This window comes from Pseudomonas alkylphenolica (assembly GCF_016009175.1).
Taxonomy (GTDB): Bacteria; Pseudomonadota; Gammaproteobacteria; order Pseudomonadales; family Pseudomonadaceae; genus Aquipseudomonas; species Aquipseudomonas alkylphenolica_B.
The window spans coordinates 256,927-272,093 of sequence record NZ_JADUCM010000002.1 but is presented as its reverse complement, the minus strand read 5'-3'; the positions used below and the strand labels follow the sequence as shown (position 1 = coordinate 272,093).

The 15,167-nt window shown below is 62.3% G+C and carries 16 protein-coding genes; 11 read left to right on the top strand and 5 right to left on the bottom strand.

Going from position 1 to position 15,167, the window contains the following annotated elements:
- The first annotated feature begins 35 nt into the window (after positions 1 to 35).
- From spoT to I5S59_RS03500, 3 genes are read left to right on the top strand one after another with little or no spacing between them, the layout of a single operon-like run.
- On the top strand, positions 36 to 2,144 hold the full coding sequence (gene spoT, locus I5S59_RS03510; protein WP_197875414.1) for a bifunctional GTP diphosphokinase/guanosine-3',5'-bis pyrophosphate 3'-pyrophosphohydrolase: 2,109 nt from the start codon (positions 36 to 38) through the stop codon (positions 2,142 to 2,144).
- 23 nt (positions 2,145 to 2,167) lie between these two features.
- Positions 2,168 to 2,548: a RidA family protein gene (locus tag I5S59_RS03505; protein ID WP_045186183.1), complete on the top strand. Its 381-nt coding sequence runs from the start codon at positions 2,168 to 2,170 to the stop codon at positions 2,546 to 2,548.
- A 58-nt stretch (positions 2,549 to 2,606) separates the two neighbouring features.
- Positions 2,607 to 3,341 carry a hypothetical protein gene (locus tag I5S59_RS03500; protein ID WP_197875413.1) on the top strand — a complete coding sequence of 245 codons (735 nt, stop codon included), beginning with the start codon at positions 2,607 to 2,609 and terminating at the stop codon, positions 3,339 to 3,341.
- Positions 3,342 to 3,353: 12 nt separating this feature from the next.
- Here the strand turns inward: I5S59_RS03500 and I5S59_RS03495 are convergent, their stop codons facing one another.
- Positions 3,354 to 4,211: an SDR family oxidoreductase gene (locus I5S59_RS03495; RefSeq protein ID WP_197875412.1), complete on the bottom strand. Its 858-nt coding sequence runs from the start codon at positions 4,209 to 4,211 to the stop codon at positions 3,354 to 3,356.
- Positions 4,212 to 4,406: 195 nt separating this feature from the next.
- Here I5S59_RS03495 and exbB point away from each other — a divergent pair, with 195 nt between their 5' ends.
- The 6 genes from exbB (at position 4,407) to I5S59_RS03465 (ending at position 11,125) form a co-directional block, all read left to right on the top strand.
- The gene (gene exbB / locus I5S59_RS03490) at positions 4,407 to 5,384 is read left to right on the top strand and encodes a tonB-system energizer ExbB (protein ID WP_197875411.1); all 978 of its coding nucleotides are present in this window, start codon (positions 4,407 to 4,409) and stop codon (positions 5,382 to 5,384) included.
- 3 nt (positions 5,385 to 5,387) lie between these two features.
- A complete protein-coding gene (exbD, locus tag I5S59_RS03485) occupies positions 5,388 to 5,813 on the top strand; it encodes a TonB system transport protein ExbD (protein WP_197875410.1) in 426 nt (141 codons plus the stop codon).
- The gene (locus tag I5S59_RS03480) at positions 5,810 to 6,547 is read left to right on the top strand and encodes an energy transducer TonB (protein WP_128321928.1); all 738 of its coding nucleotides are present in this window, start codon (positions 5,810 to 5,812) and stop codon (positions 6,545 to 6,547) included. The genes exbD and I5S59_RS03480 overlap by 4 nt, the downstream gene beginning before the upstream one ends.
- Positions 6,548 to 6,640: 93 nt before the next feature.
- Positions 6,641 to 7,561 (top strand): hydrogen peroxide-inducible genes activator, encoded by a 921-nt coding sequence (locus tag I5S59_RS03475; RefSeq protein WP_197875409.1) that lies wholly within the window; start codon positions 6,641 to 6,643, stop codon positions 7,559 to 7,561.
- Between the two features lie 9 nt (positions 7,562 to 7,570).
- Positions 7,571 to 9,646, top strand: a complete 2,076-nt coding sequence (gene recG, locus I5S59_RS03470; protein ID WP_197875408.1) for an ATP-dependent DNA helicase RecG — start codon at positions 7,571 to 7,573, stop codon at positions 9,644 to 9,646.
- 78 nt (positions 9,647 to 9,724) lie between these two features.
- Positions 9,725 to 11,125 carry an aminoacyl-tRNA deacylase and HDOD domain-containing protein gene (locus tag I5S59_RS03465; RefSeq protein WP_197875407.1) on the top strand — a complete coding sequence of 467 codons (1,401 nt, stop codon included), beginning with the start codon at positions 9,725 to 9,727 and terminating at the stop codon, positions 11,123 to 11,125.
- A 22-nt stretch (positions 11,126 to 11,147) separates the two neighbouring features.
- On the opposite strand, the gene I5S59_RS03460 is transcribed toward I5S59_RS03465, so the two are convergent.
- The 4 genes from I5S59_RS03460 to I5S59_RS03445 form a co-directional block, all read right to left on the bottom strand.
- Positions 11,148 to 11,522 (bottom strand): SCP2 sterol-binding domain-containing protein, encoded by a 375-nt coding sequence (locus tag I5S59_RS03460; protein ID WP_128321932.1) that lies wholly within the window; start codon positions 11,520 to 11,522, stop codon positions 11,148 to 11,150.
- Positions 11,523 to 11,732: 210 nt separating this feature from the next.
- Positions 11,733 to 12,005: an HU family DNA-binding protein gene (locus I5S59_RS03455; RefSeq protein ID WP_197875406.1), complete on the bottom strand. Its 273-nt coding sequence runs from the start codon at positions 12,003 to 12,005 to the stop codon at positions 11,733 to 11,735.
- A 188-nt stretch (positions 12,006 to 12,193) separates the two neighbouring features.
- A complete protein-coding gene (locus I5S59_RS03450; RefSeq protein WP_197875405.1) occupies positions 12,194 to 13,342 on the bottom strand; it encodes an NAD(P)/FAD-dependent oxidoreductase in 1,149 nt (382 codons plus the stop codon).
- A 33-nt stretch (positions 13,343 to 13,375) separates the two neighbouring features.
- Positions 13,376 to 13,543 (bottom strand): rubredoxin, encoded by a 168-nt coding sequence (locus I5S59_RS03445; protein ID WP_128321935.1) that lies wholly within the window; start codon positions 13,541 to 13,543, stop codon positions 13,376 to 13,378.
- A 206-nt stretch (positions 13,544 to 13,749) separates the two neighbouring features.
- On the opposite strand from I5S59_RS03445, the gene I5S59_RS03440 reads away from it, so the two are divergent.
- Both I5S59_RS03440 and ubiA read left to right on the top strand, forming a co-directional pair.
- Positions 13,750 to 14,274: a chorismate lyase gene (locus I5S59_RS03440; protein WP_232239579.1), complete on the top strand. Its 525-nt coding sequence runs from the start codon at positions 13,750 to 13,752 to the stop codon at positions 14,272 to 14,274.
- A complete protein-coding gene (gene ubiA, locus I5S59_RS03435; protein WP_197875403.1) occupies positions 14,274 to 15,164 on the top strand; it encodes a 4-hydroxybenzoate octaprenyltransferase in 891 nt (296 codons plus the stop codon). The genes I5S59_RS03440 and ubiA overlap by 1 nt, the downstream gene beginning before the upstream one ends.
- Positions 15,165 to 15,167 lie beyond the last annotated feature (3 nt).

Sequence of the window (15,167 nt, the reverse complement as noted above, 5' to 3'; positions counted from 1 at the left end):
GCGCAGGTCCCCTTTCCTCGGCAGGAGGTAATCCTGTGCCGAGCATAGACGCCCTCGCCGATCGCCTGTCGACCTACCTCGGCGCTGACCAGGTCAACCTGGTGCGCCGGGCGTACTTCTACGCCGAACAAGCCCACGATGGCCAACGCCGTCGCAGCGGCGAAGCCTACGTCACGCATCCGCTGGCAGTGGCGAGCATCCTTGCCGACATGCACATGGACCATCAGAGCCTGATGGCTGCCATGCTCCATGACGTGATCGAAGACACCGGCATCGCCAAAGAAGCCCTCTGCTCGCAATTTGGCGAAACCGTCGCCGAACTGGTCGACGGGGTCAGCAAGCTGACCCAGATGAACTTCGAAACCAAGGCCGAAGCCCAGGCGGAAAACTTCCAGAAAATGGCCATGGCCATGGCCCGGGACATCCGCGTGATCCTGGTCAAGCTGGCGGACCGCCTGCACAACATGCGCACCCTCGAGGTGCTGTCCGGCGAAAAACGTCGACGCATCGCCAAGGAAACCCTGGAAATCTACGCCCCCATCGCCAATCGCCTGGGGATGCACAGTGTGCGCGTGGAATTCGAAGACCTGGGTTTCAAGGCCATGCACCCGATGCGCTCGGCGCGCATCTACCAGGCCGTCAAACGCGCTCGCGGCAACCGCAAGGAAATCGTCAACAAGATCGAAGAGTCGCTGGCCCACTGCCTGGCGGTCGACGGTATCGAAGGCGAAGTCAGCGGCCGCCAGAAGCACCTCTATGGCATCTACAAGAAGATGCGCGGCAAACGCCGGGCCTTCAACGAGATCATGGATGTCTACGCGTTCCGCATCATCGTCGACAAGGTAGACACCTGCTACCGCGTGCTCGGCGCCGTGCACAACCTGTACAAGCCGCTGCCTGGCCGCTTCAAGGATTACATCGCGATCCCCAAGGCCAACGGCTACCAGTCGCTGCACACCACCTTGTTCGGTATGCACGGGGTGCCCATCGAGATCCAGATTCGCACCCGCGAAATGGAAGAAATGGCCAACAACGGCATCGCTGCGCACTGGCTGTACAAGTCCAGTGACGACGAGCAACCCAAAGGCACCCACGCCCGCGCCCGCCAATGGGTCAAAGGCGTGCTGGAAATGCAGCAGCGTGCCGGCAACTCGCTGGAATTCATCGAAAGCGTGAAGATCGACCTGTTCCCGGACGAGGTCTACGTATTCACGCCCAAGGGCCGCATCATGGAGCTGCCCAAAGGCTCCACCGCGGTCGACTTTGCCTACGCGGTGCACACCGACGTTGGCAACAGCTGCATCGCCTGCCGGATCAACCGTCGCCTGGCACCGCTGTCCGAGCCCCTGCAAAGCGGTTCGACGGTCGAAATCGTCAGCGCGCCGGGCGCCCGGCCGAATCCGGCCTGGCTCAACTTCGTGGTCACTGGCAAGGCCCGCACGCACATCCGCCATGCCCTCAAGCTGCAACGCCGCTCCGAGTCCATCAGCCTCGGCGAACGCCTGCTGAACAAGGTCCTCAACGGCTTCGACAGCGCCCTGGACAAGATTCCCCAGGAGCGCATCCAGGCCATGCTCAGCGAGTACCGCCTGGAGCAGATCGAGGACATGCTCGAAGACATTGGCCTGGGCAACCGCATGGCCTATGTCGTCGCCCGTCGCTTGCTGTCCAGCGAGGGCGAACAGCTGCCAACACCGGAAGGCCCGCTGGCGATTCGCGGCACCGAAGGCCTGGTGCTCAGTTATGCCAAATGCTGTACGCCGATCCCGGGCGACCCGATTGTCGGTCACCTGTCGGCCGGCAAAGGCATGGTCGTGCACCTGGAGAACTGCCGCAACATCAGTGAAATCCGCCACAACCCGGAAAAATGCGTACAGCTGTCCTGGGCCAAGGATGTCACCGGCGAATTCAACGTCGAACTGCGCGTCGAACTGGAACACCAACGCGGCCTGATCGCCTTGCTGGCCAGCAGCGTCAATGCCGCCGACGGCAACATCGAGAAAATCAGCATGGACGAGCGCGATGGTCGCATCAGCGTGGTCCAACTGGTGGTCAGCGTGCACGACCGCGTGCACCTGGCCCGCGTGATCAAGAAACTGCGTGCACTGACAGGCGTGATCCGCATCACCCGCATGCGCACGTAGCCCTAAAACAGCAAGGAGTCATCATGTCCAAGACCGTCATCACCAGTGACAAGGCCCCAGCCGCCATCGGTACCTACTCCCAGGCGATCAAGGCCGGTAACACGGTGTACATGTCCGGCCAGATCCCGCTGGACCCGAAAACCATGGAACTGGTCGAAGGTTTCGAAGCCCAGACCGTTCAGGTGTTCGAAAACCTCAAGGCCGTCGCTGAAGCCGCCGGTGGCTCGTTCAAAGACATCGTCAAGCTGAACATCTTCCTGACTGACCTGAGCCACTTCGCCAAGGTCAACGAGATCATGGGCAAGTACTTCGAGCAGCCGTACCCGGCGCGCGCCGCTATCGGCGTCGCCGCCCTGCCACGTGGCTCGCAAGTTGAAATGGACGCGATCCTGGTCCTCGAGTAATACCCCCGCGCGGCGAGCCGACCGGCTCGCCCTGCTTTGCCCCGGAAAGGACCCCGCCATGCGCCACGCGCTCGCCCTGACCCTGGCTGCCGCACTGCTGAGCGGATGCGCCAGCCACAAACCTGAAGACTACAACGGCATCTGGATCAACCAGAAAGCCATCGATACTGCCGCCAAAGGCGTCAGCCTGCGCCAGGCCCTGCAGGACAACGGTCCCAATTTCGAATGGAAGGTCAACGTCGCTGCCGGACAGGCCAGCTTCGACAACGGCTTCGAAATCGCCGAAGGCCAGCTCAAGGCCGGTGAAAAGCAATATCAGGTGGAATTCGGCGATAACCACGTCGAAACCCTGACCCTGGATGGCGACGAGCTGGTGCAGAACACCAGTGAGTGGGCACCACAACAGCAGTTCGAGAAGGCCCGCACCCCTGCACCCATGGGCGCACGCACCGGCACCACGTTTGAGCAGGCGCTCTACAGCGCTTATCTCGGCGGCGAGTGGAAGATCATCGAAGGCCCGGGCCAGGGTGGCCAGGTGCATTTTCGTGACAACGGCAGCGTTGATGGCCTGCCCAACCTGGATCGCTACGCGCTGTGCCTGGCGGGTGACTGCGCCGACATGAGCAGCGGCAACGACAGCCTCTGGCTGGAGCGCAACAAGCAAGGTGCGCCGTGGATTTTCAAGCGTGACGGCGACCAGCTGGAAATCCTGCGTGCCACCAACAGCGCGCAACCGGATGAAAAGCCGCAGCTACAGCCTGGCGCTCGCCAATGGTTGCTCGAGCGCGACTGATCTACCGCAGTATCAGGTACGCCCCTCCAGGATGGCCGCATAGCCTTCCTGGTAGCTCGGGTACTGTGGCGCCCAGCCCAGTGCCCGCGCCCGGGCGTTGCTGCAGCGCTTGCTACCGGTACGACGCACCCGCTCCTGCTCGGACCACTGGGTGACGCCCATGTACTGTCGCAGCCAGGCCACCACTTCGGCCAACGGCGCCGGCGCGTCATCCACACCGATGTAACAGTCGTCCAAGGCCTGGCCTTGGTCATCGGCTTTGACCAGGAAGGCGAGCAGACCGGCTGCGTCCTCGGCATGGATCCGGTTGGCATACAGCGGCGGTTCCTCGGTAACCCGATAACCCTGACGGACCTGGCTCAACAGCCACTCGCGCCCCGGGCCATAAATACCGGTCAGGCGCACCACCGTACAGGGTATGCCGCTGGCCAGCGCCAACTGCTCTGCCTCGAGCATCACAGTGCCCGAGTAGTTCTTCGGCGCGGTTACCGATGCCTCGTCGATCCACTCGCCGTCTTGCTGGGCATATACACCACTGCTGGAGACGAACAGCAGGCGCTTTGGTGCCTGGCCGCGCTCTGCCAGCCAGCTCAGAACATGCTTCAGGCCATCGACATAGGCCGCCCGATAGCCAGCCTCGTCATGCTGGCTGGCCGCCGCGCAGTACACCAGGTAGTCCGGCGACACGGCGGGCCAGGTGTCCGGGCACTGCGCGTCGAACAGGTCGGCGGCCACACCCGTAACCCCTGCCGGCAGCTGGTCGACGCTGCGACGCAGGCCACTCACATGCCAGTTGCAAGCCAGCATTTGCTTGGCGAGGCGACTACCGACATCACCACATCCGACAATCAAAACAGAAGGCGCAGACATCCCGAAACTCCGCAAATCAAAGGCCCAGCCTATCCAAATAAATCGATAGGCGGCTAGCTATGATGGAAAAAAAGTAACTTTATTACTTCTGCTAACAAGAATTACTTGCAATAATGGCGGCCGAATTTTTGTTCTCGGCCTGTATCGAGGCCTGGAAGGACAACCCCTCTTTCTTCTTCATCAGGTCCGGCCAGCATGACACGTATCCAACCTTCCGCTTCGCCAACCACGCCGCGCGCATGGCGCGCCATTGCCGCGCTGATGTTCAGCCTGGTGCTGGCCCCGGCTGCGATGGCTGATGAGCCGACAGCGCCCGTCGCCGCCCCTGCTGCTGCCGTTGCCCCTGCGGCACCGGGCACCGAAGCTGCCGCTACCCCGGCTGACCCGGCTGCCACCCCTGCGCCCGTAGTAGAAGGCCAGGTGCCAGATACCGGTGAAGAAGGCCTGGTTGAAGAAACCAGCCTGGGCATGGCCCACGACCTGTCGCCATGGGGCATGTACAAAAACGCCGACATCGTGGTCAAGATCGTCATGATCGGCCTGGCGATCGCTTCGATCATCACCTGGACCATCTGGATCGCCAAGGGTTTCGAGCTGCTGGGCGCCAAACGCCGCCTGCGTGGTGAAATCGCCGCACTGAAAAAGGCCACCACCCTCAAGGAAGCCAGCGATGGCGCCAGCAAGGAAGGCACCCTGGCCCACCTCCTGGTTCACGACGCCCTGGACGAAATGCGCCTGTCCACCAATGCCCGCGAGAAAGAAGGCATCAAGGAGCGCGTCAGTTTCCGCCTCGAGCGCCTGGTAGCGGCCAGCGGTCGTAACATGAGCAGCGGCACCGGCGTGCTGGCCACCATCGGCTCCACCGCGCCCTTCGTCGGTCTGTTCGGTACCGTATGGGGCATCATGAACAGCTTCATCGGCATCGCCAAAACCCAGACCACCAACCTTGCGGTGGTTGCCCCAGGCATCGCCGAGGCCCTGCTGGCCACCGCCCTGGGCCTGGTTGCAGCGATTCCGGCCGTCGTCATCTACAACGTCTTCGCCCGCTCCATCGCCGGTTACAAGGCTCAGGTGTCCGACGCCTCGGCCGAAGTCCTGCTGCTGGTCAGCCGTGACCTGGACCACCAGCCAGGTGACCGCGCCACTGCACCTCACATGGTGAAAGTGGGGTAATCCATGGGCCTGCATCTTAACGAAGGTGGCGACGACCTCGCCGAGAACCACGAAATCAACGTCACGCCGTTCATCGACGTGATGTTGGTCCTGCTGATCATCTTCATGGTGGCAGCCCCCCTGGCAACCGTCGATATCAAAGTCGACCTGCCGGCCTCGACTGCCAAACCGGCACCGAGGCCGGAAAAGCCGATCTTCCTCCGCGTCAAAGCCGCCCAGAACGTTTACGTCGGCGAAGATCAGGTTCAACGCGACCAGCTCGGTGCCGTGCTCGACGCCAAGACCAAGGGCGACAAGGACACCACGATCTTCTTCCAGGCCGATAAAGGCGTGGATTACGGCGATCTGATGGAAGTGATGAACACGCTGCGCGCGGCCGGTTACCTGAAAGTCGGTCTGGTCGGGCTTGAGACGGCAGCCAAGAAATGATCAAGACGCGGCATAAGCTGGCGCGTTACAGCGGTAGTCTGGCGATTGTGCTGGGTATCCATGCCATCGCCGTCCTGTTGACGCTCAATTGGTCGGTGCCCCAGGCGATCGAGTTGCCGCCCGCGGCGATGATGATCCAGATGGCGCCGATACCGGAACCGGCACCTCCACCACCGCCCAAGGTAGTGACCCCGCCACAGCCGCCAGCACCGGTCGAAGAACCGCCGCTGCCGAAACTGGTCGAGGCGCCGAAGCCGAAAATCGCCATTGCCAAACCGGTAAAGCCAAAAGCCAAACCGCAGCCGCCCAAGCCAGAGAAAAAGCCTGAGCCGCCGCAGGAAAAGCCTGCTGACGAAGACGTGGTCGATACACCGCCGAGCAATGCGCCTGCGCAGAAGTCCGCGGCACCGGCACCGAGCATTGCCAGCAACAGCAACGCCCTGCCGACCTGGCAGAGCGACCTGCTGCGCCACCTGGCCAAGTACAAGCGCTACCCGGAAAACGCCCGGCGCATGCGCATGGAAGGCATCAACCGGCTGCGTTTCGTGGTGGATGGCGAAGGCAAGATTCTCTCGTACGCACTGGCCGGCGGTTCGGGCAGTGCAGCACTGGATCGGGCGACCCTGGAGATGATCCGTCGTGCCCAGCCGGTACCACCACCGCCCAAGGAATTGCTTAACAACGGCAGCATCGAAGTGATCGCACCATTCGTCTACTCGCTGGACAAGCGCTGACGCTTTGTTTCTGTCACAAACAAGCAACTCTGATAACGTGCGTCTATCGATTGCAGCCGCTATGCTGGGGCCGCAACTTCATGGACGCACGTTATGACACTCACAGAATTGCGCTACATCGTCACCCTCGCCCAAGAGCAACACTTCGGCCATGCCGCCGAGCGCTGCCATGTCAGCCAGCCGACCCTGTCGGTGGGCGTGAAAAAGCTTGAGGACGAGCTGGGTGTACTGATCTTCGAGCGCAGCAAAAGCGCCGTACGCCTGACCCCGGTGGGTGAAGGCATTGTCGCTCAGGCCCAGAAGGTACTTGAGCAGGCCCAAGGCATTCGCGAACTGGCCCAGGCCGGTAAAAACCAGCTGACTGCACCGCTGAAAGTCGGTGCGATCTACACGGTCGGCCCCTACCTGTTCCCGCACCTGATTCCGCAACTGCACCGGGTCGCACCGCAGATGCCGTTGTACATCGAAGAAAACTTCACACACATCCTGCGCGACAAGCTGCGCAATGGTGAACTGGACGCAGTGATCATTGCCCTGCCGTTCAATGAAGCCGATGTCCTGACCCTGCCGCTGTACGATGAGCCCTTCTATGTATTGATGCCCAGCGAACATCCCTGGACCAAGAAGGAAACCATCGACGCCAGCCTGCTCAACGACAAGAGCCTGCTGCTGCTCGGTGAGGGCCACTGCTTCCGTGACCAGGTGCTGGAAGCGTGCCCGACCCTGACCAAGGGCAGCGACGGCGCCAAGCACACCACGGTCGAGTCCAGCTCGCTGGAAACCATCCGCCACATGGTCGCCTCCGGCCTTGGCGTTTCGATCCTGCCGCTGTCCGCTGTGCATAGCCACCACTATGCGCCCGGCGTCATCGAAGTTCGCCCGTTGAGCCCACCGGCGCCGTTCCGTACCGTGGCCATCGCCTGGCGCGCCAGCTTCCCGCGGCCCAAGGCAATCGAGATCCTCGCCGATTCCATCCGGCTGTGCTCGGTGGCCAAGCCACCGGCGAGCGCGTAAGGAACTGTCATGCCGGAGTTGTCCCAGGTATCGGTGACTGCATTGAAGGGCGTGGGCGAGGCCATGGCCGAGAAGCTCGCCAAGGTCGGCCTGGAAAACCTTCAGGACGTGCTCTTCCACCTGCCCCTGCGTTACCAGGACCGCACCCGTGTGGTCCCGATCGGGGCCCTGCGCCCCGGGCAGGATGCAGTGATCGAGGGCGTCGTCAGCGGTACCGACGTGGTCATGGGCAAGCGCCGCAGCCTGCTGGTGCGCCTGGGTGACGGCACCGGTGTGTTGAGCCTGCGTTTTTACCACTTCAGCAATGCGCAAAAGGACGGCCTCAAGCGCGGCACCCACCTGCGCTGCTATGGCGAAGCTCGCCCCGGTGCCTCGGGCCTGGAAATCTACCACCCGGAATACCGCGCCCTCACCGGCGATGAACCTGCGCCGGTGGAGCAGACCCTGACGCCGATCTACCCGACCACCGAGGGCCTGACCCAGCAGCGCCTGCGCCAGCTGAGCCAGCAGAGCCTGGCGATGCTTGGCCCACGCAGCCTGCCCGACTGGCTGCCGCTGGAGCTGGCCCGGGATTACCAGCTGGCGCCGCTGGATGATGCCATCCGCTACCTGCATCACCCGCCCGCCGATGCCGACGTCGACGAGCTTGCCGAAGGCCAGCATTGGGCCCAGCACCGCCTGGCGTTCGAAGAGTTGCTGACGCATCAGCTGTCGCAGCAACGCCTGCGTGAAAGCCTGCGAGCACAACGGGCGCCAGCATTGCCCAAGGCGAACCGCCTGCCGCAACAGTACCTGGCCAACCTGGGCTTTGCCCCGACGGGCGCACAGCAGCGGGTAGGCAACGAAATTGCCTATGACCTCAGCCAGTCGGAGCCGATGCTGCGCCTGGTGCAGGGGGATGTCGGCGCCGGCAAGACAGTGGTCGCCGCACTGGCCGCGCTGCAGGCACTGGAGGCCGGTTATCAGGTCGCGCTGATGGCGCCTACCGAGATTCTTGCCGAACAGCACTTTGCGACCTTCAAGCGCTGGCTGGAGCCGCTGGGTATCGAAGTCGCGTGGCTGGCCGGCAAGCTCAAAGGCAAGGCCCGGGCCAGCGCCCTGGAGCAAATCGCCCAGGGTGCGCCAATGGTGGTGGGTACCCATGCGTTGTTCCAGGACGAGGTGAAGTTCAAGAACCTGGCCCTGGCGATCATCGACGAGCAACACCGCTTCGGTGTGCAGCAGCGCCTGGCGCTGCGCCAGAAAGGTGTCGGCGGGCAACTCTGCCCGCACCAGCTGATCATGACCGCGACCCCCATTCCTCGCACGCTGGCGATGAGCGCCTACGCCGACCTGGACACTTCGATCCTCGATGAACTGCCGCCCGGACGGACGCCGGTCAATACTGTGCTGGTGGCTGACAGCCGACGCTTTGAAGTGGTCGAGCGGGTTCGCGCCGCGTGCGCCGAAGGCCGCCAGGCCTATTGGGTGTGCACCCTGATCGAAGAGTCCGAAGAGCTGACCTGCCAAGCGGCAGAAACCACCTTCGAAGAACTGGGCAGCGCCTTGGGCGAGCTGCGTGTCGGCCTGATCCACGGGCGCATGAAGCCCGCTGAAAAGGCCGCCGTCATGGCGCAGTTCAAGCAAGGCGAGCTGCAACTGCTGGTGGCCACCACGGTGATCGAGGTTGGCGTCGATGTGCCCAACGCCAGCCTGATGATCATCGAGAACCCCGAACGCCTGGGCCTGGCCCAGCTGCACCAGTTGCGCGGCCGGGTCGGTCGCGGCAGCGCAGCGAGCCACTGTGTGCTGCTGTACCACCCGCCGCTGTCACAGATCGGCCGTGAACGCCTGGGGATCATGCGCGAAACCAACGATGGTTTCATCATCGCCGAAAAAGACCTGGAACTTCGAGGCCCCGGCGAAATGCTCGGCACCCGCCAGACCGGCCTGTTGCAGTTCAAGGTTGCCGACCTGATGCGCGACGCCGACCTGCTGCCAGCAGTGCGCGATGCCGCCCAGGCCCTGCTGGCACGCTGGCCGGATCATGTCAGCCCGTTGCTCGACCGGTGGCTGCGCCATGGTCAGCAATATGGACAGGTGTGACGCCCGTCCCAGAATGGATCCAGCTTGTCGCTGAAGCTGGTTATACTCTTGCGATTATAAAATTTCTGGATACAGACCATGACTGAAGTTGCTCTGGACACCGCAACCCCCCACGCTCCGTCTGTAATCCGGCTGCTGCTGGAAAAGCTTGGCATCGCATATCGCGAAGTGCTGGACCACCCCCACCTGTTGCCCGAACGCAAAGCCCAGGTGGTGCTGCTCGATGATGAAGTCGGCGCACTGTTGGTGCTGTTCCCGCAGAATCAACTGCTCGACCTTAACCGCCTGACCGAACTGACCGGGCGCAAGCTTGCCGCCGTACCACTGGAGCGTCTCAAGCAGATGCTCGACAAGCATGGCCTCAAGCAGCTGCCAGGCATCCCGGCGCTGACCAGTTCGCCCTGCCTGTATGAAGAGAGCCTGCTCAAGCCTGAAAAGCTGTTGATTCACTCCGGCGAGGCGGGCTTGCTGCTGGAAATAGAACGCGACGATTTCAAGAAAATGCTGAACAAGGCCAGCGCTGGCAACTTTGGCGAGCCGTTGAGCCGCATTCGCCCGAACCTCGACCGGCCAACCGACGACCGCGAAGAGATCTCCCAGGCCGTCCAGGCTTTCACGGCGCGGCGTATCCAGCAGCGCCTGGAAAACACCATCGAGATCCCGCCGCTGGCCGAGACCGCGCAAAAAATCATCAAGCTGCGCGTCGATCCCAACGCAACCATCGATGACATCACCGGCGTCGTCGAAACCGATCCGGCCCTGGCCGCCCCGGTTGTCCGCGGGGCGGCCTCGCCCTACTACGCCTCACCGGGCAAAATCCGCTCGGTGGAAGATGCCATCGTGCGCGTGCTGGGCTTCGACCTGGTGATCAATCTGGCCCTGGGCCTGGCGTTGGGCAAGACCCTGAGCCTGCCCAAGGACCACCCGCAGCAAGCCACACCCTACTGGCAGCAGTCGATCTACACCGCCGCCGTGATCGAAGGCCTGACCCGTGCCATGCCGCGTGCAGAGCGCCCTGAAGCAGGCCTGACCTACCTGGCCGGGCTGCTGCACAACTTTGGCTACCTGCTGCTGGCGCATGTCTTCCCGCCACACTTCTCGCTGATCTGCCGCCATCTGGAGGTCAACCCGCACCTGTGCCACAGTTACGTCGAGCAGCACCTGCTGGGTATCAGCCGCGAGCAGATCGGCGCCTGGTTGATGCGTTTCTGGGACATGCCGGATGAGCTGGCGACCGCACTGCGCTTTCAGCACGATCCTTACTACGACGGCGACCATGCTCCCTTCCCGAACCTGGCCTGCCTGGCGGTACGCCTGCTGCGCGCCCGCGGTATCGGCTCCGGGCCTGACGAGCCGATTCCCGATGAGCTGCTGGACCGCCTGAGCATCTCCCGCGAAAAAGCAGAAGATGTCGTGAGCAAAGTGCTGGAGGCAGAAGCGCTGCTGCGCGAGCTGGCCTCTCAGTTCGGCCAGCATTGAGCAAGCGGCCTGCCCCGTCGGGTCAGGCCTTTTTCTTGGGCTTGAGGTACTTCATCAAGCCCTGGAACCAGATCACCAGCGCCGGGTTGCCCTTGATCTGGATGCTTTTGTCCTGAATCCCCTGCATGAATGCCAACTGCTTGTTCTTTGCTTGCAGGGTGGCAAAGCCGAAGGCTGCATCCTTGAACGCGATGGCAAACGCCGGTTGCGCATGAGTGCCTGAGTGGCTGCTGATGCGCAGGTCCTTGACCACGAAGTGGCGCGCCACCTTGCCATCCAGGGTTTGCAACTGAAACACCAGGTCCTTGTCGGTCAGTTGCTGCTGGAACGCCGGGTTGTTGCGGCTGGCTTTGGCCATCAACAACCCCATGGCCCAAAGGAGAAAGCGAAACTTCATGTGCACGCCTCGGCTAAAAAGTGACTGGCGGAGCAGTTTATAGTCTCGCTACAAAAACACCATACTTAACCGCTCTTTTCGCGAAGATCAGTACCGTTTGCTCTGTTACCAGGTTATTCGGTGCCCAATCGCAGCGAGAGGCGCAAAAAAAACGGGCACCGTATCAGGTGCCCGTTTTTTTCAATGCGTTTGATCGCGGCGCGGCATCACTCAGTTGACGCTTTCCTTCAGGGCCTTGCCCGGTTTGAACGCAACGGTATTGCTCGCCTTGATTTTTACTGGCTCACCGGTCTGCGGGTTCTTGCCAGTGCGTGCGCCACGGTGACGTTGTTCGAAGGTACCGAAACCGACCAGGGTCACGCTGTCTTTTTTGTGCAGCGCCGAGGTGATCGACTCGAGCACGGCATTGAGTACGCGGTTGGCTTGCTCTTTGGTGAGGTCGGTTTTTTCAGCGATGGCTGCGGCGAGTTCTGGTTTGCGCATAGTGAAGCCTCTTTGACGGGATTTTTGTTGTTATGCCGTGCTGCTCTTCGAGAACAGCGCCCAAGGCACCGCAGGCTCTAAACTGCGGCAGACGGGAGTGAGGATGGCATGCCGTCAGGGGCCGCGCCAGTCTATGGGCGGCCATTGTTGGGGCAATCACATGGCAGATCGGACAGAACGCCGGTTATTTACGCCATGAGGGCCGGAAGTTGCCGATTTAGAGCCAGCTTCTCCATGACGGCGGTGCCCGTCAGGGCGTAGCCCAGCAGGTTGCCATCGGCATCATGGCACAGCACTTTGAGGTCACTGCCCTGGCCTTCGACCTGCCATTTGCCTTCGCAGCCATGGGGCGGCGGTGAAACCACCAGCGGACAAGCCGGCGTTTTGACGGTTACCGGCATCGGCCCATAGGCGACAGCCGTCGGCGTGCCCGCCAGGGTTTGCGCCAATGCGCGCGCGCAGCTCATCAGCGGCATGACGTAGAGCAGGTTGAGCCCATCGACCTCGGCGCAATCGCCCAGTGCGTAGATGTTGGCGTGGGAGGTGCGCAGCTGCCGGTCGACCACAACGCCGCGATTGGTCTGCAAACCGGCGGCGGCCGCCAGGTCGGTACGCGGACGCAACCCCACCGCTGACACTACCAGGTCGCATTGAATCAGCGTGCCGTCAGACAGATGCGCCTCCAGGCCCTCGGTAACCCGTTGCAGACGTGTCAGCACCGGCCCCAGATGAAAACGCACCCCGAGCCCTTCCAGGCCGGCCTGCACGGCGCCCGCCGCGGCGGGGTGCAGCAAGGTCGGCATGACCTGCTCACAAGGCGCCACCATGTCGACCTGGTAACCGCCCAGGCTCATGTCGTTGGCGAACTCGCAGCCAATCAGCCCGGCCCCCAGGATCAGCACCCGCTGTTTGCCGACCGCGGCCGCGCGAAACCGGGCGTAATCTTCCAGATCGTTGATCGGGAAGATGGACGCCTCGGCATCCCCTTCCACCGGCACCTGCACCGTTTGCGCACCCCAGGCCAGGATCAGGTCGCGGTAAGCCACCTGCTCCTCGCCAATCCACAGGCGCTTGTGGCCTGGGTCGATGCCACTGATACGGGTGTGCGTGCGCACTTCGGCCTTCAGCTGCTCGGCCATGGCGCCAGGCTCGGCCATGCTCAGGCCATCGGCATCCTTGTTCTTGGCAAAACCTGTGGAAAGCATCGGCTTGGAATACGAGCGGCCATCGTCGGCAGTGATCAGCAACAGCGGCGTATCGCCGTCCAGTTTGCGAAATTCACGGGCCAGGTTGTAGCCCGCCAATCCTGTACCGACAATTACTACGGGTGCCGTCATGCCGCGCCTTCCTTCCATCAGGTTAAAAATTGATCAGCCGATGGCGATCATTTCGAAATCGATCTTGCCCACGCCACAGTCGGGGCACAGCCAGTCTTCCGGCACATCTTCCCAACGGGTGCCTGGGGCGATGCCGTCATCCGGCCAGCCTTCGGCTTCGTCGTAGATCAGGCCGCAAACAATGCACTGCCACTTTTTCATTACACGTGTCCTCAACTCACACAGGCTTTGGAGTGGCCGCTCTCAGAATCGTTACAGTGGCGGCCATCAGGGAGGGGCTTTGTACTGGAGCCAGGTGCCAGCATGCAAGCCGGATTGGGCAATCATGCTAAGCTCGCGGTCTCTTTGGCCTGTTAATCCATACCATCGTGCCGTACGAAACATCGCAAGCGCCTGCTGCAGAATGGTTGCAGCACACACAGGTAGCAGACAGCACCGCACCGGCCCTCCTTGACTGGTTGTTCGATGAAGGTTCGCTTACCCGTCGCCTGACTCGATTATCCGCCGATCATTTTTCTGTAACACCCCTTTGCGAAGGCTGGCAGCCGTTGCGTGACGACGAATGCCAGGCCCTGGACCTGCCCGCAGGCAGCGAAGGCTGGGTACGCGAGGTGTATTTGCGTGGTCACGGCCAACCCTGGGTGTTCGCCCGCAGCGTTGCTGCGCGAAGTGCCCTGGAAAGCGGCGGGCTGGACATGGAAGCACTGGGCAGCCGCTCCCTGGGCGAACTGTTGTTTTGCGACCAGGCCTTTACCCGCCGGGCGATCGAAGTCTGCCATTATCCGCAGGCCTGGTTGCCTACCCTGAATGCCAGCGATGCGCTTTGGGGCCGCCGCTCGCGCTTTGACCGTGGTGCATTGAGCATATTGGTTGCCGAAGTTTTCCTGCCATCACTGTGGCAAGTCGCCGAGATTCCCGGGGAGATCCGCTGATGTACCTGCAGCTGCTCAAGTCGCTCAATCGCCTGCACCCACGGGCCTGGGACTTCATTCAGCTAAGCCGCATGGACCGCCCCATCGGCATCTACCTGCTGCTGTGGCCCACCCTGTCGGCGGTGTGGATCGCAGCCAAAGGCACGCCAACCCTGGCCAATGTGTTGATCTTCACCCTCGGCGTGGTGCTGATGCGCGCGGCCGGATGTGCCATCAACGACTTCGCCGATCGCAAGGTCGACGGCCACGTCAAACGCACCGCCGACCGCCCCCTGGCCGCTGGCCGGATCAATGCCCGTGAGGCGCTGGTGCTGTTTGCCATGCTGGTGGGCATGAGCTTTCTGCTGGTGCTGTGCACCAACGCGCAGACGGTATGGCTGTCATTCGGTGCCGTAGCCCTGGCGGCTTGCTACCCCTTCATGAAGCGCTACACCTACTATCCGCAGGTAGTGCTGGGCGCGGCGTATTCCTGGGGCATTCCCATGGCCTTCACCGCCGCCACTGGCGAGTTGCCGGCGATTGCCTGGCTGCTGTACATCGCCAACCTGTTGTGGACGGTGGGCTACGACACCTACTACGCCATGGTCGACCGCGACGATGACCTGAAGATCGGGGTCAAGTCCACTGCCATTCTGTTCGGCGAAGCCGACCGGGTCATCATCCTGACCTTGCAGGTGCTGTCGCTGGGTTGCCTGTTGATGGCCGGTAACCGTTTCGGGCTGGGCGGCTGGTTCCACCTGGGGCTGGTGGCGGCATTGCTGTGCTTTGTCTGGGAGTTCTGGACGACCCGCAAGCTGGACCGCGAGTCGTGCTTCAAAGCCTTTTTGCACAACCATTGGGCGGGGCTGCTGATTTTCATCAGCATTGTGCTGGACTACGCACTACGCTGACGC

Bases quoted from the DNA above. Each gene is read 5' to 3' on its own strand.
- I5S59_RS03505 (WP_045186183.1), top strand. From the start codon at position 2,168: ATGTCCAAGACCGTCATCACCAGTGACAAGGCCCCAGCCGCCATCGGT.
- I5S59_RS03500 (WP_197875413.1), top strand. From the start codon at position 2,607: ATGCGCCACGCGCTCGCCCTGACCCTGGCTGCCGCACTGCTGAGCGGA.
- I5S59_RS03495 (WP_197875412.1), bottom strand. From the start codon at position 4,211: ATGTCTGCGCCTTCTGTTTTGATTGTCGGATGTGGTGATGTCGGTAGT.
- exbB (WP_197875411.1), top strand. From the start codon at position 4,407: ATGACACGTATCCAACCTTCCGCTTCGCCAACCACGCCGCGCGCATGG.
- exbD (WP_197875410.1), top strand. From the start codon at position 5,388: ATGGGCCTGCATCTTAACGAAGGTGGCGACGACCTCGCCGAGAACCAC.
- I5S59_RS03480 (WP_128321928.1), top strand. From the start codon at position 5,810: ATGATCAAGACGCGGCATAAGCTGGCGCGTTACAGCGGTAGTCTGGCG.
- I5S59_RS03475 (WP_197875409.1), top strand. From the start codon at position 6,641: ATGACACTCACAGAATTGCGCTACATCGTCACCCTCGCCCAAGAGCAA.
- recG (WP_197875408.1), top strand. From the start codon at position 7,571: ATGCCGGAGTTGTCCCAGGTATCGGTGACTGCATTGAAGGGCGTGGGC.
- I5S59_RS03465 (WP_197875407.1), top strand. From the start codon at position 9,725: ATGACTGAAGTTGCTCTGGACACCGCAACCCCCCACGCTCCGTCTGTA.
- I5S59_RS03460 (WP_128321932.1), bottom strand. From the start codon at position 11,522: ATGAAGTTTCGCTTTCTCCTTTGGGCCATGGGGTTGTTGATGGCCAAA.
- I5S59_RS03455 (WP_197875406.1), bottom strand. From the start codon at position 12,005: ATGCGCAAACCAGAACTCGCCGCAGCCATCGCTGAAAAAACCGACCTC.
- I5S59_RS03450 (WP_197875405.1), bottom strand. From the start codon at position 13,342: ATGACGGCACCCGTAGTAATTGTCGGTACAGGATTGGCGGGCTACAAC.
- I5S59_RS03445 (WP_128321935.1), bottom strand. From the start codon at position 13,543: ATGAAAAAGTGGCAGTGCATTGTTTGCGGCCTGATCTACGACGAAGCC.
- ubiA (WP_197875403.1), top strand. From the start codon at position 14,274: ATGTACCTGCAGCTGCTCAAGTCGCTCAATCGCCTGCACCCACGGGCC.